The sequence below is a fragment of the Streptomyces sp. NBC_00878 genome, from assembly GCF_026341515.1.
Classification (GTDB): Bacteria; Actinomycetota; Actinomycetes; order Streptomycetales; family Streptomycetaceae; genus Streptomyces.
Genome location: NZ_JAPEOK010000001.1, coordinates 5,755,730 through 5,774,697, shown reverse-complemented (window position 1 = coordinate 5,774,697; position 18,968 = coordinate 5,755,730). Strand labels below are relative to the sequence as shown.

Annotated in this window: 19 protein-coding genes and 1 pseudogene; 7 read left to right on the top strand and 13 right to left on the bottom strand. The window is 70.5% G+C overall.

The genetic code is table 11. The annotated features are described in order from the left end of the window. Positions 1 to 44: 44 nt before the first annotated feature. Both OHA11_RS24875 and OHA11_RS24870 read right to left on the bottom strand, forming a co-directional pair. Entirely contained in the window at positions 45 to 1,541 is a 1,497-nt protein-coding gene (locus OHA11_RS24875) for a cell wall metabolism sensor histidine kinase WalK (protein WP_266499840.1), read from the bottom strand. Positions 1,542 to 1,564: 23 nt separating this feature from the next. Beyond that, positions 1,565 to 2,314: a response regulator transcription factor gene (locus OHA11_RS24870; protein WP_323186633.1), complete on the bottom strand. Its 750-nt coding sequence runs from the start codon at positions 2,312 to 2,314 to the stop codon at positions 1,565 to 1,567. 220 nt (positions 2,315 to 2,534) lie between these two features. Between OHA11_RS24870 and OHA11_RS24865 the strand changes: the two genes are divergently transcribed. Next, positions 2,535 to 3,896, top strand: a complete 1,362-nt coding sequence (locus OHA11_RS24865; protein ID WP_266499837.1) for a ferric reductase-like transmembrane domain-containing protein — start codon at positions 2,535 to 2,537, stop codon at positions 3,894 to 3,896. A gap of 7 nt (positions 3,897 to 3,903) precedes the next feature. After that, entirely contained in the window at positions 3,904 to 4,368 is a 465-nt protein-coding gene (locus OHA11_RS24860) for an FMN-binding protein (RefSeq protein WP_266499836.1), read from the top strand. Positions 4,369 to 4,744: 376 nt separating this feature from the next. Here the strand turns inward: OHA11_RS24860 and OHA11_RS24855 are convergent, their stop codons facing one another. The 3 genes from OHA11_RS24855 to OHA11_RS24845 form a co-directional block, all read right to left on the bottom strand. Further along, positions 4,745 to 5,929 carry a hypothetical protein gene (locus OHA11_RS24855; protein ID WP_266499834.1) on the bottom strand — a complete coding sequence of 395 codons (1,185 nt, stop codon included), beginning with the start codon at positions 5,927 to 5,929 and terminating at the stop codon, positions 4,745 to 4,747. Positions 5,930 to 6,220: 291 nt separating this feature from the next. Further along, the gene (locus OHA11_RS24850; protein ID WP_266499832.1) at positions 6,221 to 6,703 is read right to left on the bottom strand and encodes a potassium channel family protein; all 483 of its coding nucleotides are present in this window, start codon (positions 6,701 to 6,703) and stop codon (positions 6,221 to 6,223) included. A 37-nt stretch (positions 6,704 to 6,740) separates the two neighbouring features. Further along, positions 6,741 to 8,075, bottom strand: coding sequence for a diacylglycerol kinase family protein (locus OHA11_RS24845; RefSeq protein ID WP_266499829.1), 1,335 nt, complete (start codon positions 8,073 to 8,075; stop codon positions 6,741 to 6,743). Between the two features lie 375 nt (positions 8,076 to 8,450). Between OHA11_RS24845 and OHA11_RS24840 the strand changes: the two genes are divergently transcribed. From OHA11_RS24840 to OHA11_RS24830, 3 genes and pseudogenes are all read left to right on the top strand, one after another. Beyond that, on the top strand, positions 8,451 to 8,573 hold the full coding sequence (locus OHA11_RS24840; RefSeq protein WP_266499828.1) for a hypothetical protein: 123 nt from the start codon (positions 8,451 to 8,453) through the stop codon (positions 8,571 to 8,573). 102 nt (positions 8,574 to 8,675) lie between these two features. Beyond that, positions 8,676 to 9,089, top strand: coding sequence for an SHOCT domain-containing protein (locus OHA11_RS24835; protein ID WP_266499826.1), 414 nt, complete (start codon positions 8,676 to 8,678; stop codon positions 9,087 to 9,089). A 155-nt stretch (positions 9,090 to 9,244) separates the two neighbouring features. Then, positions 9,245 to 9,796, top strand: a pseudogene (locus OHA11_RS24830) (DUF2252 family protein); the annotation flags it as partial. A 188-nt stretch (positions 9,797 to 9,984) separates the two neighbouring features. Here the strand turns inward: OHA11_RS24830 and OHA11_RS24825 are convergent. Further along, positions 9,985 to 10,212 (bottom strand): DUF5133 domain-containing protein, encoded by a 228-nt coding sequence (locus OHA11_RS24825; RefSeq protein WP_266499824.1) that lies wholly within the window; start codon positions 10,210 to 10,212, stop codon positions 9,985 to 9,987. Between the two features lie 443 nt (positions 10,213 to 10,655). Between OHA11_RS24825 and OHA11_RS24820 the strand changes: the two genes are divergently transcribed. Continuing rightward, on the top strand, positions 10,656 to 11,975 hold the full coding sequence (locus OHA11_RS24820; RefSeq protein WP_266499822.1) for a sodium:proton antiporter: 1,320 nt from the start codon (positions 10,656 to 10,658) through the stop codon (positions 11,973 to 11,975). Between the two features lie 297 nt (positions 11,976 to 12,272). Continuing rightward, positions 12,273 to 12,539 (top strand): hypothetical protein, encoded by a 267-nt coding sequence (locus OHA11_RS24815; protein WP_266499821.1) that lies wholly within the window; start codon positions 12,273 to 12,275, stop codon positions 12,537 to 12,539. Positions 12,540 to 12,734: 195 nt separating this feature from the next. Here the strand turns inward: OHA11_RS24815 and OHA11_RS24810 are convergent, their stop codons facing one another. The 7 genes from OHA11_RS24810 to OHA11_RS24780 all read right to left on the bottom strand — a co-directional run bounded on the left by OHA11_RS24810 (position 12,735) and on the right by OHA11_RS24780 (position 18,774). Then, on the bottom strand, positions 12,735 to 13,145 hold the full coding sequence (locus tag OHA11_RS24810; RefSeq protein ID WP_266499818.1) for a PIN domain-containing protein: 411 nt from the start codon (positions 13,143 to 13,145) through the stop codon (positions 12,735 to 12,737). Continuing rightward, the gene (locus OHA11_RS24805; protein ID WP_172629543.1) at positions 13,142 to 13,363 is read right to left on the bottom strand and encodes a type II toxin-antitoxin system VapB family antitoxin; all 222 of its coding nucleotides are present in this window, start codon (positions 13,361 to 13,363) and stop codon (positions 13,142 to 13,144) included. The genes OHA11_RS24810 and OHA11_RS24805 overlap by 4 nt, the downstream gene beginning before the upstream one ends. 140 nt (positions 13,364 to 13,503) lie before the next feature. Continuing rightward, on the bottom strand, positions 13,504 to 15,150 hold the full coding sequence (locus OHA11_RS24800) for a cation acetate symporter (RefSeq protein ID WP_266499816.1): 1,647 nt from the start codon (positions 15,148 to 15,150) through the stop codon (positions 13,504 to 13,506). 29 nt (positions 15,151 to 15,179) lie between these two features. After that, positions 15,180 to 15,446: a hypothetical protein gene (locus tag OHA11_RS24795; protein WP_266499814.1), complete on the bottom strand. Its 267-nt coding sequence runs from the start codon at positions 15,444 to 15,446 to the stop codon at positions 15,180 to 15,182. A 555-nt stretch (positions 15,447 to 16,001) separates the two neighbouring features. Next, on the bottom strand, positions 16,002 to 16,784 hold the full coding sequence (locus OHA11_RS24790) for a hypothetical protein (RefSeq protein WP_266499811.1): 783 nt from the start codon (positions 16,782 to 16,784) through the stop codon (positions 16,002 to 16,004). Next, positions 16,781 to 17,419: an ATP-binding cassette domain-containing protein gene (locus OHA11_RS24785; protein ID WP_266499809.1), complete on the bottom strand. Its 639-nt coding sequence runs from the start codon at positions 17,417 to 17,419 to the stop codon at positions 16,781 to 16,783. Before OHA11_RS24785 ends, OHA11_RS24790 begins: the two co-directional genes overlap by 4 nt. Beyond that, entirely contained in the window at positions 17,416 to 18,774 is a 1,359-nt protein-coding gene (locus tag OHA11_RS24780) for a cytochrome P450 (RefSeq protein WP_266499807.1), read from the bottom strand. The genes OHA11_RS24785 and OHA11_RS24780 overlap by 4 nt, the downstream gene beginning before the upstream one ends. Positions 18,775 to 18,968: the final 194 nt, after the last annotated feature.

Sequence of the window (18,968 nt, the reverse complement as noted above, 5' to 3'; positions counted from 1 at the left end):
GAGCCTGGGGCCACTTGGTTTCTGTGGCGCTCCCCTGCTTCCGGTCACTCTTCGCCGGTGGGGAGCCGGACCGTGAACGTGGTCGCTCCGGGGCGGCTTTCGAGTGCGACGCTTCCGCCGTGGGCCTCCGCCACCGCCGCCACGATGGACAGGCCGAGGCCGGTGCCGGTGCCCGCGCCCTCGGTGCGGCGGCGGTCCCCGTGGGTGAAGCGTTCGAAGACCTTGGGCCGGATGTCCTCGGCTACGCCCGGTCCGTCGTCGTGGACCTGCAGTGCCGCCGTGCCGGCGTCGGTCTGCAGGGAGACGGTCACCGTGCTCCCGACGGGTGTGTGCAGGCGGGCGTTGGCGAGCAGGTTGGCCAGTACCTGGTGCAGCCGGTGGGCGTCGCCCGGCACCGTCACGGGTTCCTCGGGCAGCTCCAGCGTCCAGCGGTGTCCGGGGCCCGCGGCCTGCGCGTCCGTCACGGCGTCCAGGACGAGGCGGGTCAGGTCCACGGGACGGCGTTCCAACGGGCGGCCCGCGTCGAGGCGGGCGAGGAGCAGCAGGTCGTCGACCACCTCCCCCATCCGGGCGGCCTCGGCCTCGATGCGCTCCAGAGCCCGTACGACCTTCTGCGGCACCGGCTCCGGGTGCAGCAGCGCCAGTTCCGCGTGGCCGCGGATCGACGCCACGGGCGTACGCAGTTCGTGGCTGGCGTCGGCGGCGAAACTGCGCAGCCGTTCCTCGCTCGCGTGCCGTTTGGTCAGCGCGTCCTCGACGTGGCCGAGCATCGCGTTGAAGGCGCCGGCGACGCGTCCCACCTCGCTGCGCGGGTCGCTCTCGGGCGCGCGGGGCGGAAGTGCCACCTCGCCGCTGGAGAGCGGTAGTTCACTGACCCGGGTGGCGGTCGCGGCCACGCTGCTGAGCGGGCGCAGCGACCAGCGCACCCACAGCGCCCCCGCTACGCCGGCGACGGCGAGCGCCGCGCCGAAGACGATGGCGGCGACCAGCTCCAGCCGGTGGACGGTGGCCTCCACGGACTCCATGGGCAGCCCGGTGATGAGGACGTCGTCGTCCCGGCCCTCGCTGGCCATCATGCGGTAGTCGCCCAGCGACGAGAGTTCGGTCGTGTGTCCCTCGCCGTCGGCCGGCAGTCCGGCGAGCTCTCTTCTGTCCCGCGCGCCGAGCGATACGGTCACGGTGCCGCCCGTAGCGCTGCCGGACGGCACCACCGCGGCGTTGGTGACCGTGTCGCCGACCAGCCGGGCGCCGAAGGTTCCGACTGCCTGGCGGCGGGTGTCACCGTCGGCGTCCTCGTCTCCGATGGGGTCCCCCCCGGTCGAGTCCTTTCGAGACTGGGGGAGGTCGGACGGCAGCGTCCCGCCGTGCTCCAGGCTCGCCGGGAAGCGCACCCCCGCCTCGCGCAACTGCTGGTCGAGACGGCCGGTGAGAAAGCCGTTCAGCTCCACCACCGCGGCCACCCCGACGGCCGCGCAGCTGACCGCGAGCAGCACGACGAGCCCGGCGGTGAGCCGCGCCCGCAGCGTGTGCGGGCGCGGCACAGGGGGCAGCCACCGACGTGGCCTCACCGGGTCACCGGCTTGAGCACGTATCCGGCGCCCCGCACTGTGTGGATCATGGGCGGGCGGCCCGCGTCCACCTTCTTGCGCAGGTAGGAGATGTACAGCTCGACGACATGAGCCTGGCCGCCGAAGTCGTAGGACCAGACCCGGTCGAGGATCTGCGCCTTGCTGAGGACGCGCCGCGGGTTGCGCATGAGCAGGCGCAGCAGTTCGAACTCCGTCGGGGACAGCTCGATCAGTTCGCCGCCGCGGGTCACCTCGCGGGCCTCCTCGTCCATGATCAGGTCGCCGACGGTCAGCCGTGGACCGTCCTCCGTCTGCCGGGCCATGCCGGCGCGGCGCAGCAGTCCGCGCAGGCGGGCGACCACCTCCTCCAGGCTGAACGGTTTCGTCACGTAGTCGTCGCCGCCCGCCGTGATGCCGGCGATGCGGTCCTCGACGGCGTCCCGTGCGGTCAGGAAGAGCACGCACACATCGGGTCGTACGGCGTGCAGCGAGCGCAGCACGGCGAAGCCGTCCATGTCCGGGAGCGTGACGTCCAGGACGACGGCGTCGGGCAGCAGTTCGCGTGCCTCGGCGACGGCCGAGACGCCGTCGCCCGCCGTGCGCACCTCCCAGCCCTCGTAGCTCAGGGCGCCGGAGAGGACCTCCGCGAGGTCGGGGTCGTCGTCGACGACGAGGACCCGGAGCGGGGCGCCGTCGGTCCGGGTCAGCGCGGGGCGGGCGGGGCCGCGGGGGCGGTGGGCGTTCATCTCACGTACCAGGATGCGGCCTCGCCGCGTTCCGGGCCGCTCCCCGGACCTCTGAGTTCGCTCTGAGTCCGCCGTGCCGCCGGACCACCCCGGCCACCCGCGCCACCTGCGGCGGGGCCGCGCCGCGGGCCACGCGCTGAGAGCGGGCTCAGAGGTTGCGTCGGCACAGTGACATCCCGGACGGCCGACAGGGCGTACGGACAGCCGAAGGGACGAACGGATGACGACGGTGTACGCGCAACGAAGGTCGGCCCATACGCCGCCCGCGCCGCCCGCGCCACGGCGCTCCCCCGCGGGCCCCGTGCTCGCCGTCCTGTGGGGCGGAGCCGCCGCCGTGATCGCCCTGTGGTGGCACGACACGGGGTCGGTCGTGGGCACGGCGGGCTGGCTGACCGGCGCCGGGCGGATCGCGGGACTGCTGAGCGGGTACGCCTGCGCCGTCCTCGTCGGTCTGATGGCCCGGGTCCCGCTCCTGGAACGGCGGATCGGGTCGGACCGGGTGGCGCGCTGGCACGCGATGGCGGGCCGCTACACGATCTGTCTGCTGGTCGCCCACGTCGTACTGATCCTTCTCGGGTACGCCGCCCAGGACGGCTCCTCGGTCCTGGACGAAACACTCACCGTGGTCCTGGACTACCCGGAGATGCTCAAGGCCACCGCCGGTACCGTCATCCTGTTCGCGGTGGGGTTCGTCTCCGCCCGCGCGGTGCGCCGCCGGGTCAGCCACGAGTTCTGGTACTACGTGCACCTGCTCACGTACGCCGCGGTCTTCCTCTCCTTCGGCCACCAGCTCGCTCTGGGGTCCGACTTCACCGGCAACCGGCCGGCTCAGACCGCCTGGTACGCGCTGTATCTGGGCGTCGCGGCCCTGGTGGGGTGGTTCCGGATCCTCGCTCCGGTACGGCTCAACCTGCGCCACCGGCTGCGGGTCGACTCCGTGCACAAGGAGGCGCCGGGCGTGTATTCCGTCGTCATCCGTGGCCGGCGGCTGCACGAGATGGGTGCGCAGCCGGGGCAGTACCTGCGCTGGCGGTTCCTCACCGAGGGCATGCGCTGGACCGCCACTCCGTACTCCCTGTCGGCGCCGCCGCGTCCGGACCTGCTGCGCATCACCGTCAAGGCGCTCGGCGACCACAGTGCCGCCGTTGCCCTGCTGCGGCCGGGCACCCGCGTGTGGGCGGAGGGCCCCTACGGAGCGCTGACCGCCGAGCGGCAGACCTCGCACAAGTCGCTGCTGATCGCGGGCGGTGTCGGCATCACTCCGCTGCGGGCCCTGTTCGAGACACTGCCCGGGGACGTCACCCTCCTCTACCGCGCCCGCACGGCCGAGGACCTCGCCCTGGGCGTCGAGCTGGAGGCCGTCGCACGGTGGCGCGGGGCGAAGGTGCTGTACGCGCTCAACGGTCCGCACGACCGGCGCCCGGACCTCACGGCGCACTCCCTGCGCGCGGCCGTGCCCGACCTGGACGCCCACGACGTGTACCTGTGCGGCCCGCACGGGTTCGCGCGGGACCTGTACGAGGCGCTGCGCACCGCCGGGGTTCCGGACCGCCGTATCCACCACGAGTCCTTCGAGCTGTGAGGCCGTCTTGCACACGCTGAGGAAGAACCGACCGCTGCGCCGCATCGTGCTGGCGGGTGCCGCGACCGTCTCCGGGATGGTGCTGCTGCTGTCGCTCAAGCCACACACGACGCCGACTGCCGCCGGGGTGGCCACGGCTCCCGCACCGTCCAGCAGTTCGAGCGGAACAAGCGGATCGAGCGGATCGGCCACGGGCACCCGGACCCTCACCGGGGACTCGGTCCAGACCCGCTACGGCCCCGTCCAGGTCCGCGTCACCCTGAAGAACGGGAAACTCACCGACGTCACCGCGATCATCTATCCCCAGGAGAACCCGAGGGACCAGCAGATCAACGCCTACGCCATCCCGCAGCTGACCAGAGAGGCGCTCACCACCCAGAGCGCCGACATCGACACCGTCTCCGGAGCCACGTACACCAGCGAGGGCTACCGCCAGTCGCTCCAGTCGGCGCTGGACTCCGCGAGCGGCTGACGCCTGCGTGGTCGTGCCCGTTCCATGCCCGTAAGAGCGGACCGCCACGGTCGACAGCAGCGCGGTCAGCCCCCCGCGGCAGCGGCGACACAGCGAATCAACGCAGGTCAGCGACCATCTGGTCGTCCAAGCGCCGTCGCTTCCCAAGCTGAGAGTGCGAGTTCGATTCTCGTCACCCGCTCCAGGAGAAACCCCCAGGTCGATGACCCGGGGCCCCTTGTTGTCTAGTCCAATTCGGGGGTGGCGTGCCCTCCGCGTGCCCTGAGTCGAGGCGAAGCGGTCACCTCATGGGTGTTCACGGGCCGCTTCGGGCGCCCCGAAGCCCGGCACCACCGACAGCTGGGGAGACTTGCCGGTACAGCACCTCTCCATCAACTCATGGCTCGTCGCGCCCGGCCTGGAGTTGATCGACGACTGGTTCGGCGGCTGGTGCGAGCTCACTGACGACGAGACCCTCACCGACGCCGACACCCTCCACGCCGCCCTCCAGCACCCGTATATCGGTGCCTCTCTCGAAGAGGCGAGCCGGTGAACACCCACGCAGTCGTGTCGGTCCGTGGGCCTGGACCCAGGTGCCCACCCGGCCGGTATGGACCTGGTGGCCGTACGCCCACCGCGCTGTGGAGTCCGCGGCGCGCTCGGACGTGCCCCGGATGGCGCGCGGGAATCTGCCGGGGCCGATCAGGTAGGCGCCCAGCGCGATGACCACACCGAGCACGATCGTCGTGCGCAGGCTGACCTTCAGGAAGCGCAGCAGGGTGTCGAAGACGGCCGCCGCGGCGGCATCCGACTGAACCTGGGACGGGAGGTGATCCAGGTAGTAGCGGCGGGCGACGACCAGGACGACGGCCACGACCAGGCAGGCGAAGGCCGCGCCGAGAGCCGTACGGGCCAGGGCCCGGCGGCGCCGGTGGGCCAGCAGCACCCCGCACGCGCCGATCGCCACGACGATCACGGGCAACCAGTTCCCGATCACATCCAGCAGATGGGCACCCTCACGGATCTGGTCCAACTGGTCGGACTGGAAGAGCACCATCTGCTTGTCGACCTCGGGGATCTTCGAGGCCGGGGACACCCCGGCGTCCACGAGCGCCTTTTTGACCTGGTCGACTGCTTCACCGACATCAAGGGTGACCGTCCCTCCGTCCACGCCCACGGCACCACGGCCCTCGCCGGTGAGCGCGTCCACGACAGCGGTGTGGGCGGTCCGGTTGGCGTCCGCCCAGATCTTCTCGAAGCGGTCGCTCCGCACGAAGCGGGTGGCCACCTTCTCGACCGTGTCGTTGACCGCGGAGTCGAGCTGCGGGCCCAGCCCCTTCACGGCCTGCGCGGCCTTCGGCGGCAGCCCCTGCGACTGCAGCCACGCGGCGATGTCCGAGGTGACCTGGCTGCCGTCCACCCGTACGTCCGCGGCCTGGGTGATGCGCTTGACCGCCGCGTCCTCGATCGCCGGATCCGAGGCCAGCGGCGAGACCGTTTCCACGTACCGGTCGGTGTCCAGCGCGATGTCGTGCACCCACACCGTGAGCAGCGCGACCGGCACCAGGATGCAGGTGAGCACGATGAGCACCGCAGAGGCGATGTTCCGCGTGATCCGCGCGGACGCCGAGCCGCGCTTGTGCCCACTCCCCGCCGCATCACGTGCGCCCCCCCCTCCGGGGCTGTGCCGGGCTCGGGCGGGCTGGTCATGGAGGCTCCGGGGGATCCTGGGGGATTGGCCTGCCTCCATTCGCACAGTTGTACGGCGAGACGGCACGCCCAGGTGGGCCGTACGGACGAAGCGCGGCCAACCGCTTGAGGCCAGGCGGCGAGGAGTCGACTGCCGCCGGTCAGCCAAACCGTTCGAGCACCGTCACTTGGTCTTCGGGTCCTGCCGCCGCTGGCCGGTCTCGACGGCCTTGACGACCACCCGGGCCGCGACCCCGACGAGCAGGAGCCCGCCGACCATCTGGATCATCGTCATGACGCGGGCCGTTTCGGTGTGGGCGGTGATGTCGCCGAAGCCGACGGTGCTGATCACGGTGAGCGTGAGGTACAGCGCGTCGGTACGGGTGAGGGGCTCGGTGAAGCTGCCGGGTGTGGCCCGCTCCAGCAGGAAGTACGAGGTGGCGAAGAGCAGCGCGAACAGTGTGACGAGGGCGGCGAGCGACTCCACGGCCCGCAGCGGGGGATGCGGGGAACGGGCGATCGCGCGGATCTGCCAGAGGAACAGGGCCGTCAGGGCGAGCAGACCGAGGACGAGCCCGGCTATCGTGCCGTCGTCGAACGGCCCGTCCATGGGCAGCAGGTAGTAGGCGACGATCAGTCCGGTCGCCATGCCGATCGACCGGGCCACCGCCGACAGGGTCGCGCGACGGCCTGGCCGCGAAGGGTCACCTGTCATGTCCCGCGGCCCTCCGGATCGTCGTCAGGGCCAGCCGCCGCACCTGGTGCCAGTCCATCGGAGGTCTGCCGCGCGACACGCCGGGGCGGTCGCGGGGGACCCGCACGCGCAGGGCGCGCGGGCGGATCCGGCACCGGACCGGGGTCAGCAGGTTGAGCGCCTCGCCGTCCACTCCGACCGGGACCGTGTCGGCATCGGCATCGACGACGACCTCCCGAGCGGTCAGTTGCGCGAGCCCGGGCGCCCGGCGCCCGCGGAGCATCCCAGCCGCCTGCGCCGCGTTGTCGACCTTGACGCCCAGCACCCCGAGGACGCCGGAGTCCAGCCGTTCCCGGTGGCCCAGCCCCGCCGGGTCGTCCATCCGGTACGGGTTGTTGCTGACCAGGACCGCCTGCGGCTGCTCGACGGTCACGCCCTCGGCGCGCACGGCGAGGCGCGGGCCGTTCTCGTGCGTCAGCAGATCGGGCAGCATCTGCAGGGTGGTGCGGACCTTGTCGTCGCGGTAGGCGGGGCTCTGCACGACGGCCGCGTAGGCGCCGAACGAGGCGTTGTTGACGAACACCCGGTCGTTGATGAAGCCCAGGTCGATGCGGAGTTCGACGCCGTCCGTGAGAGCGTCGAGGCACTTCGACGGGTCGTCCCTGTCCAGCCCGAGATCCAGGGCGAAGTGGTTGCGGGTGCCGGCGGAGATCACCATGAACGGCAGGTCGCGCTCCGCCGCCACGGCCGCGACCAGGGCCTGTGTGCCGTCGCCTCCCGCGACGCCGAGCAGGTCCGCGCCCGCGTCGGCGGCCCGGCGGGCGAGCGCGGCCACGTCCTGTCGGCGCGTCACGTCCAGGACGTAGACCTCGGCGCCGAGCGCCTCGGCCTTCTCCCGCAGGCGGAACCGGCCGACCTTGCCACCGCCCGAGCGCGGGTTCATGATCAGGTAGGGGTGCCGCGGCGGCGCCAGCGGGCGTTGCGGGGACCGCGCCGGGGCGGCCTCGGTGCCTGCCAGTGCGACCCGGCCGCAGAAGACGGCCAGGACCCACAGCGCGAGCGAGACGAGCACCACCCACAGCAGCCCGGCCCGCACGTAGAGCACGACGACGGCGGCGGGGGCGGCGAGGGCCAGGGCCCCGCCCAGCACCCTGACCGGACCGGTGTGGACGAGTGCCCACCACAGGCCCGCCGCCGTCACCGCCAGCCCGGCGGCTCCCACGAGGACGAGCAGCAGGCTGTCGAACCCGGCGAACAGCAGCAGCACGGTGATCGCCCCGATGGCCGCGATCACAGCCACGCGTGCGGCCCAGCGTGGAGCGAGCACGGAACGGCTGTCTGACATGTCGACCTCCCAAGGGCGGGATGCGCTCGGTCCATGCCACCGTGCCGCCACCCGGTCCGGCATCACCCGACCCGGGGGATTCTCCGAACGGAGCGGTCCTCGCGCGGGCGGAGCGGTCCTCGCGGGCCGGCAGTACGTCTTGTGTCGGGCAGCCGGCGCGAGTCCTCCGCGTCTCCGCTTCCGGTGAGCAACCGAGCACGGCGGGGAACCTTGGCCGCTCCGCCGCGCAGCCTCCGAGGCACCGCAGCCTCCGAGGCACCGCAGCACCCGGCCGCCGGCGACCGGCCGATCACCTCCTGCGGGTGAGGCGGTCCGGGGCAGGCCCGGTTCTCATGGGAGGTGCACCACACCACGCCCAGGAAGGAAACGTGAACCATGGCCCAGAAAGAGACAGGCGCCGCAGGTGTCGCCGCCCTCGCCGAGGCGGACGCCCCCGTGTTCGAGACGCTCGTCCAGATGACCCTCGACACCTTCGAACTCAGCACCGAGGACGAATAGCAGCAAGGCGACCGGGACCGCCCATGAGTTCTGCCCGTCTACAGGCGGGACTCGCAGGCAGGTCCGCCGGGCTCCCGGCGGACGACACCCAGAGGAGAAGCAATGAGCGGCAGCATGAACCTGGCCTACGACTTTCCCGTCCTGGGGGCTTTCTGGGCGATCATGTGGTTCTTCCTGTGGATCATGTGGTTCGTCCTGCTCTTCCGCGTCATCGTGGACATCTTCCGTGACGACGACCTGAGCGGATGGGCCAAGACCGGATGGCTCCTCTTCGCCATCGTCCTCCCCTTCCTGGGCGTCTTCGTCTACGTCATCGCCCGGGGCAAGGACATGGGCAAGCGCGAGCAGGGCCACGCCAGGGCCAAGCAGGAGCAGACGGAGCGGTACATCCGCGAGACCGCAGGCAGCGCGGGCGCCAGCGAGGCGGACGAACTCGCCAAGCTCGCCGAGATCCGCGCCAAGGGCGACATCACCGACGAGGAGTACCGCCGGGCCAAGGAGAAGGTCCTCCACTGACCCGCTCGTGCGTACGGGCACAGGACACCGTGGGCGCCGCCCCGGATCGGTCAGCGGGCCGTCCGGAGACCGATACCGACGGTGCCCGCGGTGCGGCGCCCGACGGCCTCGTGCCCGCTGCACAACGCCGGCCCACCCATCGTGGAGTGTCTGCAATGACCAAGAACCACCTTTCCGGCACCGACACGCGGCACCTCACCCCGCAGGAGCGGGTCGCCCGTGGCAGGGCCGCGCGGGCCGCGGTACCCCGTTCCGGCCACGCCGAGTTCATACCTCCGCCGAAGCGCACGGACCCGGTGGAGATCATCGAGAAGCAGTCCGCGACGCGGGTGCCGGAACTCGTACCGATCCGCTACGGCAGGATGAGCGAGGCTCCGTTCCGCTTCTACCGCGGGGCCGCCGCCATCATGGCCGCGGACCTCGCGGAGACGCCGCGCAGCGGGTTCAGGGTGCAGTGCTGCGGCGACGCGCACATGCTGAACTTCCGGTTGCTGGCCTCGCCGGAACGCCGCCTGATGTTCGACATCAACGACTTCGACGAGACGCTGCCCGGACCGTGGGAATGGGACGTCAAGCGGCTGTCCGCCAGCCTGGTCATCGCGGGCCGGGCGAACGGCTTCAGTTCCAAGGAGCGGGCGTCGGTGGTGCGGGCGGCCGTGCGGTCCTACCGCGAGGGCATGCGGAGCTTTGCCGGAATGGGCAATCTTCGAGACGCCGGACACCGGGCTCTCGGTCTGACGACCCGGTGCGACGGCTCACTCGGCGGCGGTGTCGGACCCGCCGTCGGCCGGAGCCTTGAACCGCGCGCCGATCAGATACTTCACCCGCCCGACGCGGGGCTCGCCCCCGCGCCCTGTACTGCGGGACGGCGACGGCCCCGACGCCGGGTACGCGTTCAGCGGTGAAGAGGCTGTTGTCGTGTCATGGCGTCGGCCAACTGCCGACGGGCCACGGACAGCGCCGCATCCAACTGGCGGGTGCCGGTGACCACGCACAGCGTGTACGTCGCGTCCTCGAGCCGGCGCGCGACCGCCGGGCTGCCGCCGGACACCGCTTGCCGTCTGAGCGTCTCGCACCGCTCGACCAGCTCCCGCAGAAGCGAAGGGTGTGCCACCACCGTCATGGCCGCCTCCAGTGTCAAACCATCGGGACCATCCAGCACATCACTCCAACGGTCGCAGCCGTCCGCGCGCGCTGCACCCCGAGGTCCATGAGTGGCTTCGGATGCCGTGGCCCAGCGAAGCGAAGGAGCGGCGTCACCTGCACACCGGGCGGCGATTCATGGGCGTCTCGGACACCCACGGCAGTCGCATGCCCGCCGCAGCCGCTGACGGCCTGCGCCGGGCGGGACGGCGGCCGACCGGCTCCTGACACCCCCGGCCCACCGTCGCACTCCTGAGGCGGCACCGTCCGGCGTGTCCTGCTCGACGTCGGCGGGCAGCCCCTCGCCGACCTGTAGAGAAGAAGGCGAGCGGGCGTTCAGACGGACCAGTCAGGCTTCCGCAGCCGCACACGAGTCGACAATCCGCCGTGGGTGTCCGGCGGGTGGATCCGGAGGGTCGGAGCATGAGCGGTGGTGCCTGGACCGGTGTGGCGGTGGCGGGGGTCACTGCCGCCTACGCACTGGTTTCGCGTCGGCTGTCCTCGACGCCGCTGTCGTCGGCGATCGTGTTCGTCGGCGCCGGGATCCTCATCGGGCCGGCCGCGCTGGACATCATCGACCTGGAGCACGACACCGCGCCGATCATCGCGCTTCTCGAAGCCGCGCTGACCCTCGTGCTGTTCACCGATGCCATGACGATCCGCAGACGTGACCTCGCGGCCGGGGGCTTCCTCCCGGGCCGTCTGCTGGGCATCGGACTGCCGCTGAGCATCGGGGCGGGCTGGCTGCTCGCCTGGCCTCTGCTGCCGGGACTGACGGTGTGGGAACTCGCGCTCGTCGGCGCGATCCTCGCACCCACCGACGCAGCCCTCGGCAAGACCGCCATCTCCGATCCCCGGGTCCCGGCGCTCGTACGGCATGGGCTGAACGTGGAAAGCGGCCTGAACGACGGCATGGTGCTGCCGTTCTTCGTCCTGTTCCTGGCCGCCGTCCCGGGCACGCACTATGCGGAAGAGGGTGCGCAGGGTGTCTTCTGGCGCGCGCTGGTGCTGAGCACCGCCCTGGGTCTTCTGGTCGGTGGGCTGGGCGGTCGGCTGCTGCAGTGGTCCCGGGCCAGGGGATGGGTCACGCGGGAGTGGCGGCAGGTTCATGTGCTGGCCGTCGCGGTGGCGTCGTACGAACTCGGCGTCGTGACGGACGGCAGCGGTTTCATTGCCGCCTGGGTCGCCGGATTCGCCTTCGGGTTCGCGCTGCGCCGCCACCGGACCGGGGGCGAGAAGGAAAGCCCGGACCGCACAGCCGAGTTCGCCGAGAACCTCGGAGGACTCCTGGCGTCGATCAGCCTTCTGGTCTTCGGGGCGGTGCTGCTCGGCCCGGCGCTGGAGCACCTGAGCTGGCGGATCGTCCTGTACGCGCTGCTCAGTCTCACTGTCGTCAGGATGGTGCCGGTGGTCCTCTCCCTCGTCGGGAGTGGGCTGCGGGTGCCGACGGTGGCGTACATCGGGTGGTTCGGGCCGCGCGGTCTCGCGTCCGTCGTGCTGGCACTGCTCGTGGCGGAGGAATCCGCACACGTTCCCGGGGTGGAACTGGTGGGCAGAGTGGTCGCGGTCACCGTCGGCCTCAGTGTCCTCCTGCACGGCGTTTCGGCCGTTGCCCTCGCCGAGCGGTACGGCCGCTGGTACGAGAAGGCCGCGGCCGCCACCCGTGGTCTGCGTGAGGAGACACCCGTACCCGAGTCCCCGGGGCGCCACAGGCTGGGCCTCCTGGACCGGCCCGAGAGGTGAGGGCGGGGCCCGGGTGTCTCCGAGCCGTGTCACAGCTGTCCGGGTGCGACAGCAGGTACAACTCGGTCCCAGGCCACTGACTCGCGTCCGGGTCCTGCCGATCTCTGTGTGTGACCGCTGAGGGCGAAGCGCGGAGGGACGGCCCGTTCGCGTCCGAAGCAGACGACGCCCGCCTCCTGACCGGACCTGGCCGACCGGCTGCGCCTACCCGCCACTCGGAGCCTTCGTGGCCCCGTACCGGTGCCCTGAGCAGTCGGCCGGGATGCGATGCGGTTCCCCCCGTTGGATGGTGGAGTCATGAGCCATCACCAACAGTCCCGAGGGACGATCGAGGTCAACACCCGGCTCGTCACGACCGGTGTCGTACTCGCCGCGGCCGGTGCCGTGGTGTCGTGGGCCGGCATGGCCATCGCGGCCTCCGCCGTGTTGGTGGCAGGCCGGCGCCTGGTCCGCGACATGGACGTGCCCCCGGCCCAGCAGGCGGCCATGAAGTGGCGGCAGGCCAAGGAGGCGTCCCGAGCGGGCATGCAGGCATGGCAGTCCACGTCCGACGCGCAGAGCTGATCGCCCGCCTGCCAGGTGTGTCGATCACCAGCGACTCACGCCCCACCTCCCGGGGGCACGCACCCCCTCAACGGTCTGGCCTCCCGGCCGACCAGCAGGGGCACGGTCCGACCTCGGAAGTCACGTGCTTCCGGCGACAAGAGTGCTCACCTGCCGGCGGCTACGGCACGAGTCCCCACGGCCAGACGACTCCCATCAGGCGACATCGTGGATGTTGTGCTCGGTCAGGTCGGATGCGTGCCGGGCAATAGCGCGGTAGTCGGCATCGTCGTGGAGGACAGCCAGGCCGTGGTGGGCCGCGGTGGCGGCGATGACGAGGTCCACCGCTGAGGCGCTGCGATGCTCCCCGGCCCGGGCCATACGGTGTTGCACCGCGCCGATCCAACGTCCCGCGTTCTTCGGCACCGCCACATCGGCATAGAGGTCCGTGAACATCTCAACGATCTCGTCGTACTCGCGTCCGTTCCGGGCGCTGTGGAGGAACTCGGCGCGTTGCACGTAACAGGAGGCGACGGCTCCGGCATCGATCGCGTCGTACCAGGCCGACTGCAGTTTGGGATCGCGGAGCAGCCGGACCAGGCCGGACGTGTCGAGCAGGTAGATCACCGGCTGTGCTTCTCCGCCCGGTGCAGCCGTTCGGCATCCTCGACGGCACCCCACTCACGCGCACGCTCGAAGTGACGGCTGATCCGCGCCGCACGCTCCTGCTGCTCGGCGTAGAAGTGCAGAGCGAGATTGACCGCCTCCTTCTTGGTCCTGACCTTCGACAGAGCCATGGCACGCTCCAGGGCGTCGTCATCGATGTCGATCTGGGTCACAGACATACAGCACCTCCCGCACAATGTTGGTGATGTACATAGAAGAATACGTCACCAACATTCGCGGGTCCACGTCTGAGTGTTGACCCCCGGATTGTCTAGACCAATTCGAGGGTGACGCGCCCTCTGTGTGCCCGGATGGGAGGTCAGTGAGTGGCAGAGAACGAGGAGGAGGAAGAAGAAGAGGAGGAAGAGGAAGAGGAGGAAGAGGAAGAGGAAGAGGAGGACGGCCGGTCACGGTTCACCGGCCCGCCGCGGGTGCCCTGGCCACCGAGCGCGCTGACGAGACAGCCGAGCAGAAAGCCGACCGGCACCGAGACCAGGGCCACGCTCTGCAACGGAAACCAGTTCAGATGCCACTCGGGAAACAGCGCCGACGGGGCGCCGCTGAAGACCGGCGAGAACACGTGCAGGACAACGGTGGTCCCCGTGCCGCCGTACAGCGTCCACAGCAGACCGCGGCGGGTGTACGCACTCCAGAACAGCGAGTACACCAGCGCCGGCAGGAGGCTGGAGGCCGCGATGGCCAGCGAAAGCGTGGTCAACAAGTTGATGTTCCACTGCTGCACGGTCACCGCCAGAGCGATGCCGAGGAGGCCCACGCCCGCCACCGCCCACCGGGCCGTGCCGATCTCCGATCCTCCTTGGGCCCGGTCCGCACGCTGCGTCCGCCGGAAGACGTCATGGGCGACCGCAGCGGCGGCTGCCAGGGTGACGCCGGCCGTCGAGGCCAGCACGGTGACGAACAGAGCGCACGCCACGAGGATGAACACCGTGGCCCCGCCGGCCGTCGATGTCCCACCCGCCAGCCCGGCGGAGAGCAACGGCAACGCGCTGGCTCCGCCGGGATCGGCTGCCGTGATCTGTGCGCTGCCGACGAAGGCCGCCGCCCCCAGCCCCATCACGACGGCCAGGACCACGAACGCCGCCACGATGTGCATCACGCGCCGGACGGCCACCGTTGCCGAGGCCACGTCGGGCAGGGTGTTGACCCGCATGACCACATGGGGCATGGCCGCTATGCCGAGGACGATCGTCAGTTGAAGGCCGACGAAGTCGACCACCCCGAGTGCCGGCGAAACCCCCGCCTCCCTGCTCAGCCCCTGACTCAGGAACGCGTCCGGCCGACCGCTCTGGCTCTCGGCGGCCCGGAGCAGGCCACCCGGGTGGAAGTGGAACTCCCGCAGCACCAGGACCACGACGACCGCACAGGCGGCGAACAACACGACGCCCTTGATGATCTGCAGCGCGGTGGCACAGCGCATGCCGCCGAACACGGTGGCCGACACGATCAGGATGCCGATCATCGCCGTGGCGACGGCCTGGGCACCACTCCCGGTGAGTCCGAGCAGCAGTCCGGCGCTGAGACCGATGGTGGCGAGTTCGAACGTCAGCAAGGGCAGGCACACCGCAAGGGTGGCCGCTCCCGCGGCGATGCGTGGGCCCCGTCCCCAGTCGTGTCGCGCGAAGACGTCACCGACCGTGAACCGGCCATGGCGCCGCAGTGGCCCCGCAAGGACGAGAAGCAGGGCCAGGGAGAGCAGTGTGCTGAGGGCGATGAACATTCCGTCGTAACCGAACAGACTGATCGTCCCGGTCGTCCCCAGGACCGTGCCCGCCGGAAGGCACACCCCGGCCAGTGCCAGAACACTGCCGAAGAGGCCGCTTCGGCCACCCTTGTAGAACGCGTCGGCCTCGTCCCCTTCCGGCCCGACGAGCAGGCAGAAGAGCAGAGTCACCACCAGGAAGCCGAGGAACACCACGAGCAGAACCGCCCGGGTGTCGCTCGACATCGGCGCTGCCGCCGCCAGAACCGACCCCATCATGCCTGCCCTCTGTCCGCGGAAACGACGGCGGAGGCGTACAGGTGGGCCGTCCACAGCAGGAGGACCCCATGGCCGACGAGCAGCAGGACACCTGCCGTCATCGGGCCCATGACCTCGGCCGCAAGCTGGGTCTTGGCCGCGAGTGCCAGCGTCAGATGGAGCACCAGCGCGGCCGCGTTGAACATCAGGAACCGCCCCGCTGGGCTCGACGGGCGACGCCGGAACGCACCCTTGGTCTCAAGCTCGGGATGAGATCGGGACATTCGTGCCCTCCAGCGAGTCGTTGACCGGGGTGAACGGGCGGTACCGGAAGCACAGGAAGGTGCCTGGTCCGGAAGGCTCAAGCACGGTGCGGAGAGCACGGTGTTTCCCGGCACGCACCCGCCTCCGTTCTCACCACGCGTCGCCCGTTTCGGGGGAAACCGTTTCGAAGGAAACCGTTTCGGGGGAAACCTATGAGCCCGGCATCCGACTGGAACTGTCCTACGCGGCCATAGAGGGGGCCTCACCGGCCACACCCGATGCCACGGCAGGCCGACGTACCCCGGGTTTCTCTTCTCTCCCGGGTCCGACTCGGGCCGTGCTCACCGTCCGCGTGCAGAGCCGTGAGCCTCGCGCCGCCGGTCCGGCGAGCGGCTCTCGACGTTCGTGGCGAGCGGCTCTCGACGTTCATGAAGCCCGGACGGTGCCGGCTGTGCCGTGGACTTCGTGGCGCCGTGCGGTCAGGCCGTCGCCCGCGGCTTTCTCCATGATCCTTTCAGGACGCGGTCGTTCAGGAGCCCGCTTGCGGGTCGAGCCAGTCGCCGCGCCGTCGTGGGTCAGCCGCCGTATGAAACGCGGCGTGAAGTGTCACGGGGCTGCCGCGTGCGAGTGCGGATCCAGAAGGCCAGGAGAGCGATGAGGGTGAGGGCGCCGGTCCACGCGAGACTTGCGGTTACGGGTCGGAGCGGGACCGACGGGGCAAGGCCGGCGGCGAGGCAGGTCTGCGCGGGGCCGTACATCGGGAGCAGGGGGCCCAGGAAACCGTGCGGATCCGGGTTGACCAGGGGGCTTTGTGGGAGCAGGTCGAGGTTGCTGGTGACGAAGATGACGACCATGCCTTCGAGTTCACCGGGCAGGAAGAGGGCGAGGACGAGGCCGAGCGCTCCGTAGACCAGGCATGCGGTGAAGAGCCCGAGCCAGAGGAACTCCGGGTGGCGGGGCGACCATACGGCCAGCGTCCATACGGTGGTGTACAGGGCGACGAGCGCGGCGGCCGAGAGCAGCGAGGTGGCCTTGGCCAGCAGGAGCGAAGTGCGCGGGTAGCCGGCCGCGGTGAGCCGGCGGTCGAAGGGGCCTGCCTGACGGGCGGCGCTGAAGGTGAGGAAGGCCATCAGGAGCATGACCACGCCGAGGCAACCGTGGATCATGCCCACGTGGTCCGTTGAGGCGGTGAGCGTCCGGCCGGTCGCGCGTAGCCGGAAGGTCAGCGAGGCGGGTGCGAAGATCTGCGGCGCGGCGAGGATCCACACGGGGATGAGCACGGCCAGCAGGAGAGCGGCGAGGGTGTTCTTGGCGAGTTCGGCCAGGTTGTGGCGGGCCGCGATGCGATAGGCCCTCACCGGCTGGATCCCTTGGTCATGACGGCCACTTTGCGGGTGAGTTGGATGACGGTGTCCAGGCGGTCGATGTCGTACGCGAGGTGGGAGATGACGACGGTGGTGCGCCCGGCCGCGCGACGGGCGGCGGCGAGGTCCCAGAAGGCCAGGTACGTCTGCCAGTCGAAACCCTGGTAGGGCTCGTCGAGCAGTACCACGTCGGGATCGTGCATGAGGGCGAGGACGAGGTTGAGCTTCTGCCGTGTTCCGCCGCTGAGGACTTTGACGGGGACGTACAGGTGATCGGCGAAGGCGAGCCGGTCGATCAGCTCGTGGGCGTGGTCCAGGTTCCGCAGGCCGAAGGCTTCCTGGAACAGGCTCAGGTGCTGCAGCGGCGTAAGGGCGTTGTTGAGAACGGGGTGTTGGGGGCAGTGGCTGAGGGTGCCGTCGATCGTGACGCTGCCCTTGTCCGGCCTCAGGTCTCCGCACAGGATGCGCAGGAGGGTGCTTTTGCCGGCGCCGTTCTCCCCGACGACGCCGACCGTCTCTCCGGAACGGATGGTGAGGTCGACGCCTGCCAGTACGACGTGTTTGCCGTATGCCTTGTGAACGTCCCGCGCGCTGAGGGCGGTCGCGGCGGAGGTGGGTGGAGCGGTCATGACCGGGAGCCCCGCAGCTGAGGCGTCATCACCAGAGGTGGGGCCTGCAGCAGCGCGTTGACGCGGGGGACCAGGGGGCGCGAGGAGGCGGCTTGCTCGTGCAGGGTCCAGCTCTGGAGAACCCGGGCGAGGACGACGACGATCTCGGTGAGCGCGAAAGCTTCTCCGAGGCACTTGCGGGAGCCGTTGCCGAACGGGATGTACGCCTCGCGGAGGCCGGGGGCTTCGGTTGCCCACCGGTCGGGGTCGAACCGCTCGGGGTCGGGGAAGAGACGCGGTTGGCGGTGCAGCTGGTACGGGCTGACGAGCAGGCTGGTACCGGATGGCAGGATCTGCCCGGCCAGTTCGACGGGTGTGGCGACGGTGCGGAAGACGAGCCAGCCGTGCGGATACAGCCGCAGTGTCTCCAGGACGACGTGCCGGGTGAGTTCCAGGCGTCGCAGCGCCGCATCGTCCGGTGGATCGCCTCCCAGGACGGAGTCGATCTCGTGCTGGACACGACGGGCGATGTCCGGGTGGCGGTCGAGCAGGTGAAGGGCCCACACCATGGCGCTGGCACGGCCCGCTGCTGTCGCCGCGGTGAACATGTTGATGACGTTGTCGCGCACCTCGCGGTCACTCATCGGCTCCCCGACGTCGTCACGTGCCGCCATGAGCATGGAGAGGATGTCCGCGTGCTCCCCGCCGGAGCGGCGGTAGGCGAAGATCACTTCGTCGATGATCTGCTCGAAACTGGTCAGCGCCCGATGGAAGCGGCGGGTGCGGTGGGGGAACAGCCACCGCACTCCGAGCGCGGAGGTGAGCACCTCGTGGTGGATCCCGCCGATGATCTCCTCGATGCAGGCATGGGTCTCGTCGCGGTGGTGCTCCGTGATCTCCGCGGCGAACATCGTGCGTACGCCGATCATCGCGGCCACGGCTGTCATCTCGCGCATCACGTCGCGCGGAACGCCGGATCGCCAGGCCCCGGTCACCGCGTCGGCCGTCTCGACCATGGTGGGGATGTAATCGGCGACGCGTGTGCGCTGGAACGGTGGCTGGAGGATCCGCCGTGTCCGCTTGTGCTTGGCGTTCGGGCACGTGACGATGCCGTCGCCGAGGAGCGTGCGAATCTGGGCGTAGCCCGGCCCCCCTTTGGGGTATGTGTGGGAGTCCCGCAGTACCTGGTCGGCCAGCTCCGGATGGCAGACCACATAGACAGGCAGCCGCCCGAGTCGGACGCGTACGAGATCCCCCTGGCTCGGCAGCGAGGAGAGGAAGGACAACGGCGTTCTCCAGACCCGGAGTGTGTGCCCCAGTCCCGGCAACGCGCCCGGTGCGTCCGCGAATCGGAAGTCGGATCGTGTCCTGCTCATGGGGAATGGGTTCCTTCCGCACAGGCTGTGGGGTCGACTGCGGCCGATGTCCGGGAACGTGTCTAGATCAGTGCGGGGCCGGACCGGCTCTGTTCGGTGGGATACGGCACCGTCGGGGTGGCCCTTTTGAGTCGTTCGCATGAAGCGTGCCCGACGCCGTTGACGTGCGAAGACCTCGACGGAGTGAACCGGGG

Bases quoted from the DNA above. Each gene is read 5' to 3' on its own strand.
- OHA11_RS24870 (WP_323186633.1), bottom strand. From the start codon at position 2,314: ATGAACGCCCACCGCCCCCGCGGCCCCGCCCGCCCCGCGCTGACCCGG.
- OHA11_RS24865 (WP_266499837.1), top strand. From the start codon at position 2,535: ATGACGACGGTGTACGCGCAACGAAGGTCGGCCCATACGCCGCCCGCG.
- OHA11_RS24845 (WP_266499829.1), bottom strand. From the start codon at position 8,075: ATGTCAGACAGCCGTTCCGTGCTCGCTCCACGCTGGGCCGCACGCGTG.
- OHA11_RS24840 (WP_266499828.1), top strand. From the start codon at position 8,451: ATGGCCCAGAAAGAGACAGGCGCCGCAGGTGTCGCCGCCCTCGCCGAG.
- OHA11_RS24835 (WP_266499826.1), top strand. From the start codon at position 8,676: ATGAGCGGCAGCATGAACCTGGCCTACGACTTTCCCGTCCTGGGGGCT.
- OHA11_RS24825 (WP_266499824.1), bottom strand. From the start codon at position 10,212: ATGACGGTGGTGGCACACCCTTCGCTTCTGCGGGAGCTGGTCGAGCGG.
- OHA11_RS24820 (WP_266499822.1), top strand. From the start codon at position 10,656: ATGAGCGGTGGTGCCTGGACCGGTGTGGCGGTGGCGGGGGTCACTGCC.
- OHA11_RS24815 (WP_266499821.1), top strand. From the start codon at position 12,273: ATGAGCCATCACCAACAGTCCCGAGGGACGATCGAGGTCAACACCCGG.
- OHA11_RS24805 (WP_172629543.1), bottom strand. From the start codon at position 13,363: ATGTCTGTGACCCAGATCGACATCGATGACGACGCCCTGGAGCGTGCC.
- OHA11_RS24800 (WP_266499816.1), bottom strand. From the start codon at position 15,150: ATGTCGAGCGACACCCGGGCGGTTCTGCTCGTGGTGTTCCTCGGCTTC.
- OHA11_RS24795 (WP_266499814.1), bottom strand. From the start codon at position 15,446: ATGTCCCGATCTCATCCCGAGCTTGAGACCAAGGGTGCGTTCCGGCGT.
- OHA11_RS24785 (WP_266499809.1), bottom strand. From the start codon at position 17,419: ATGACCGCTCCACCCACCTCCGCCGCGACCGCCCTCAGCGCGCGGGAC.
- OHA11_RS24780 (WP_266499807.1), bottom strand. From the start codon at position 18,774: ATGAGCAGGACACGATCCGACTTCCGATTCGCGGACGCACCGGGCGCG.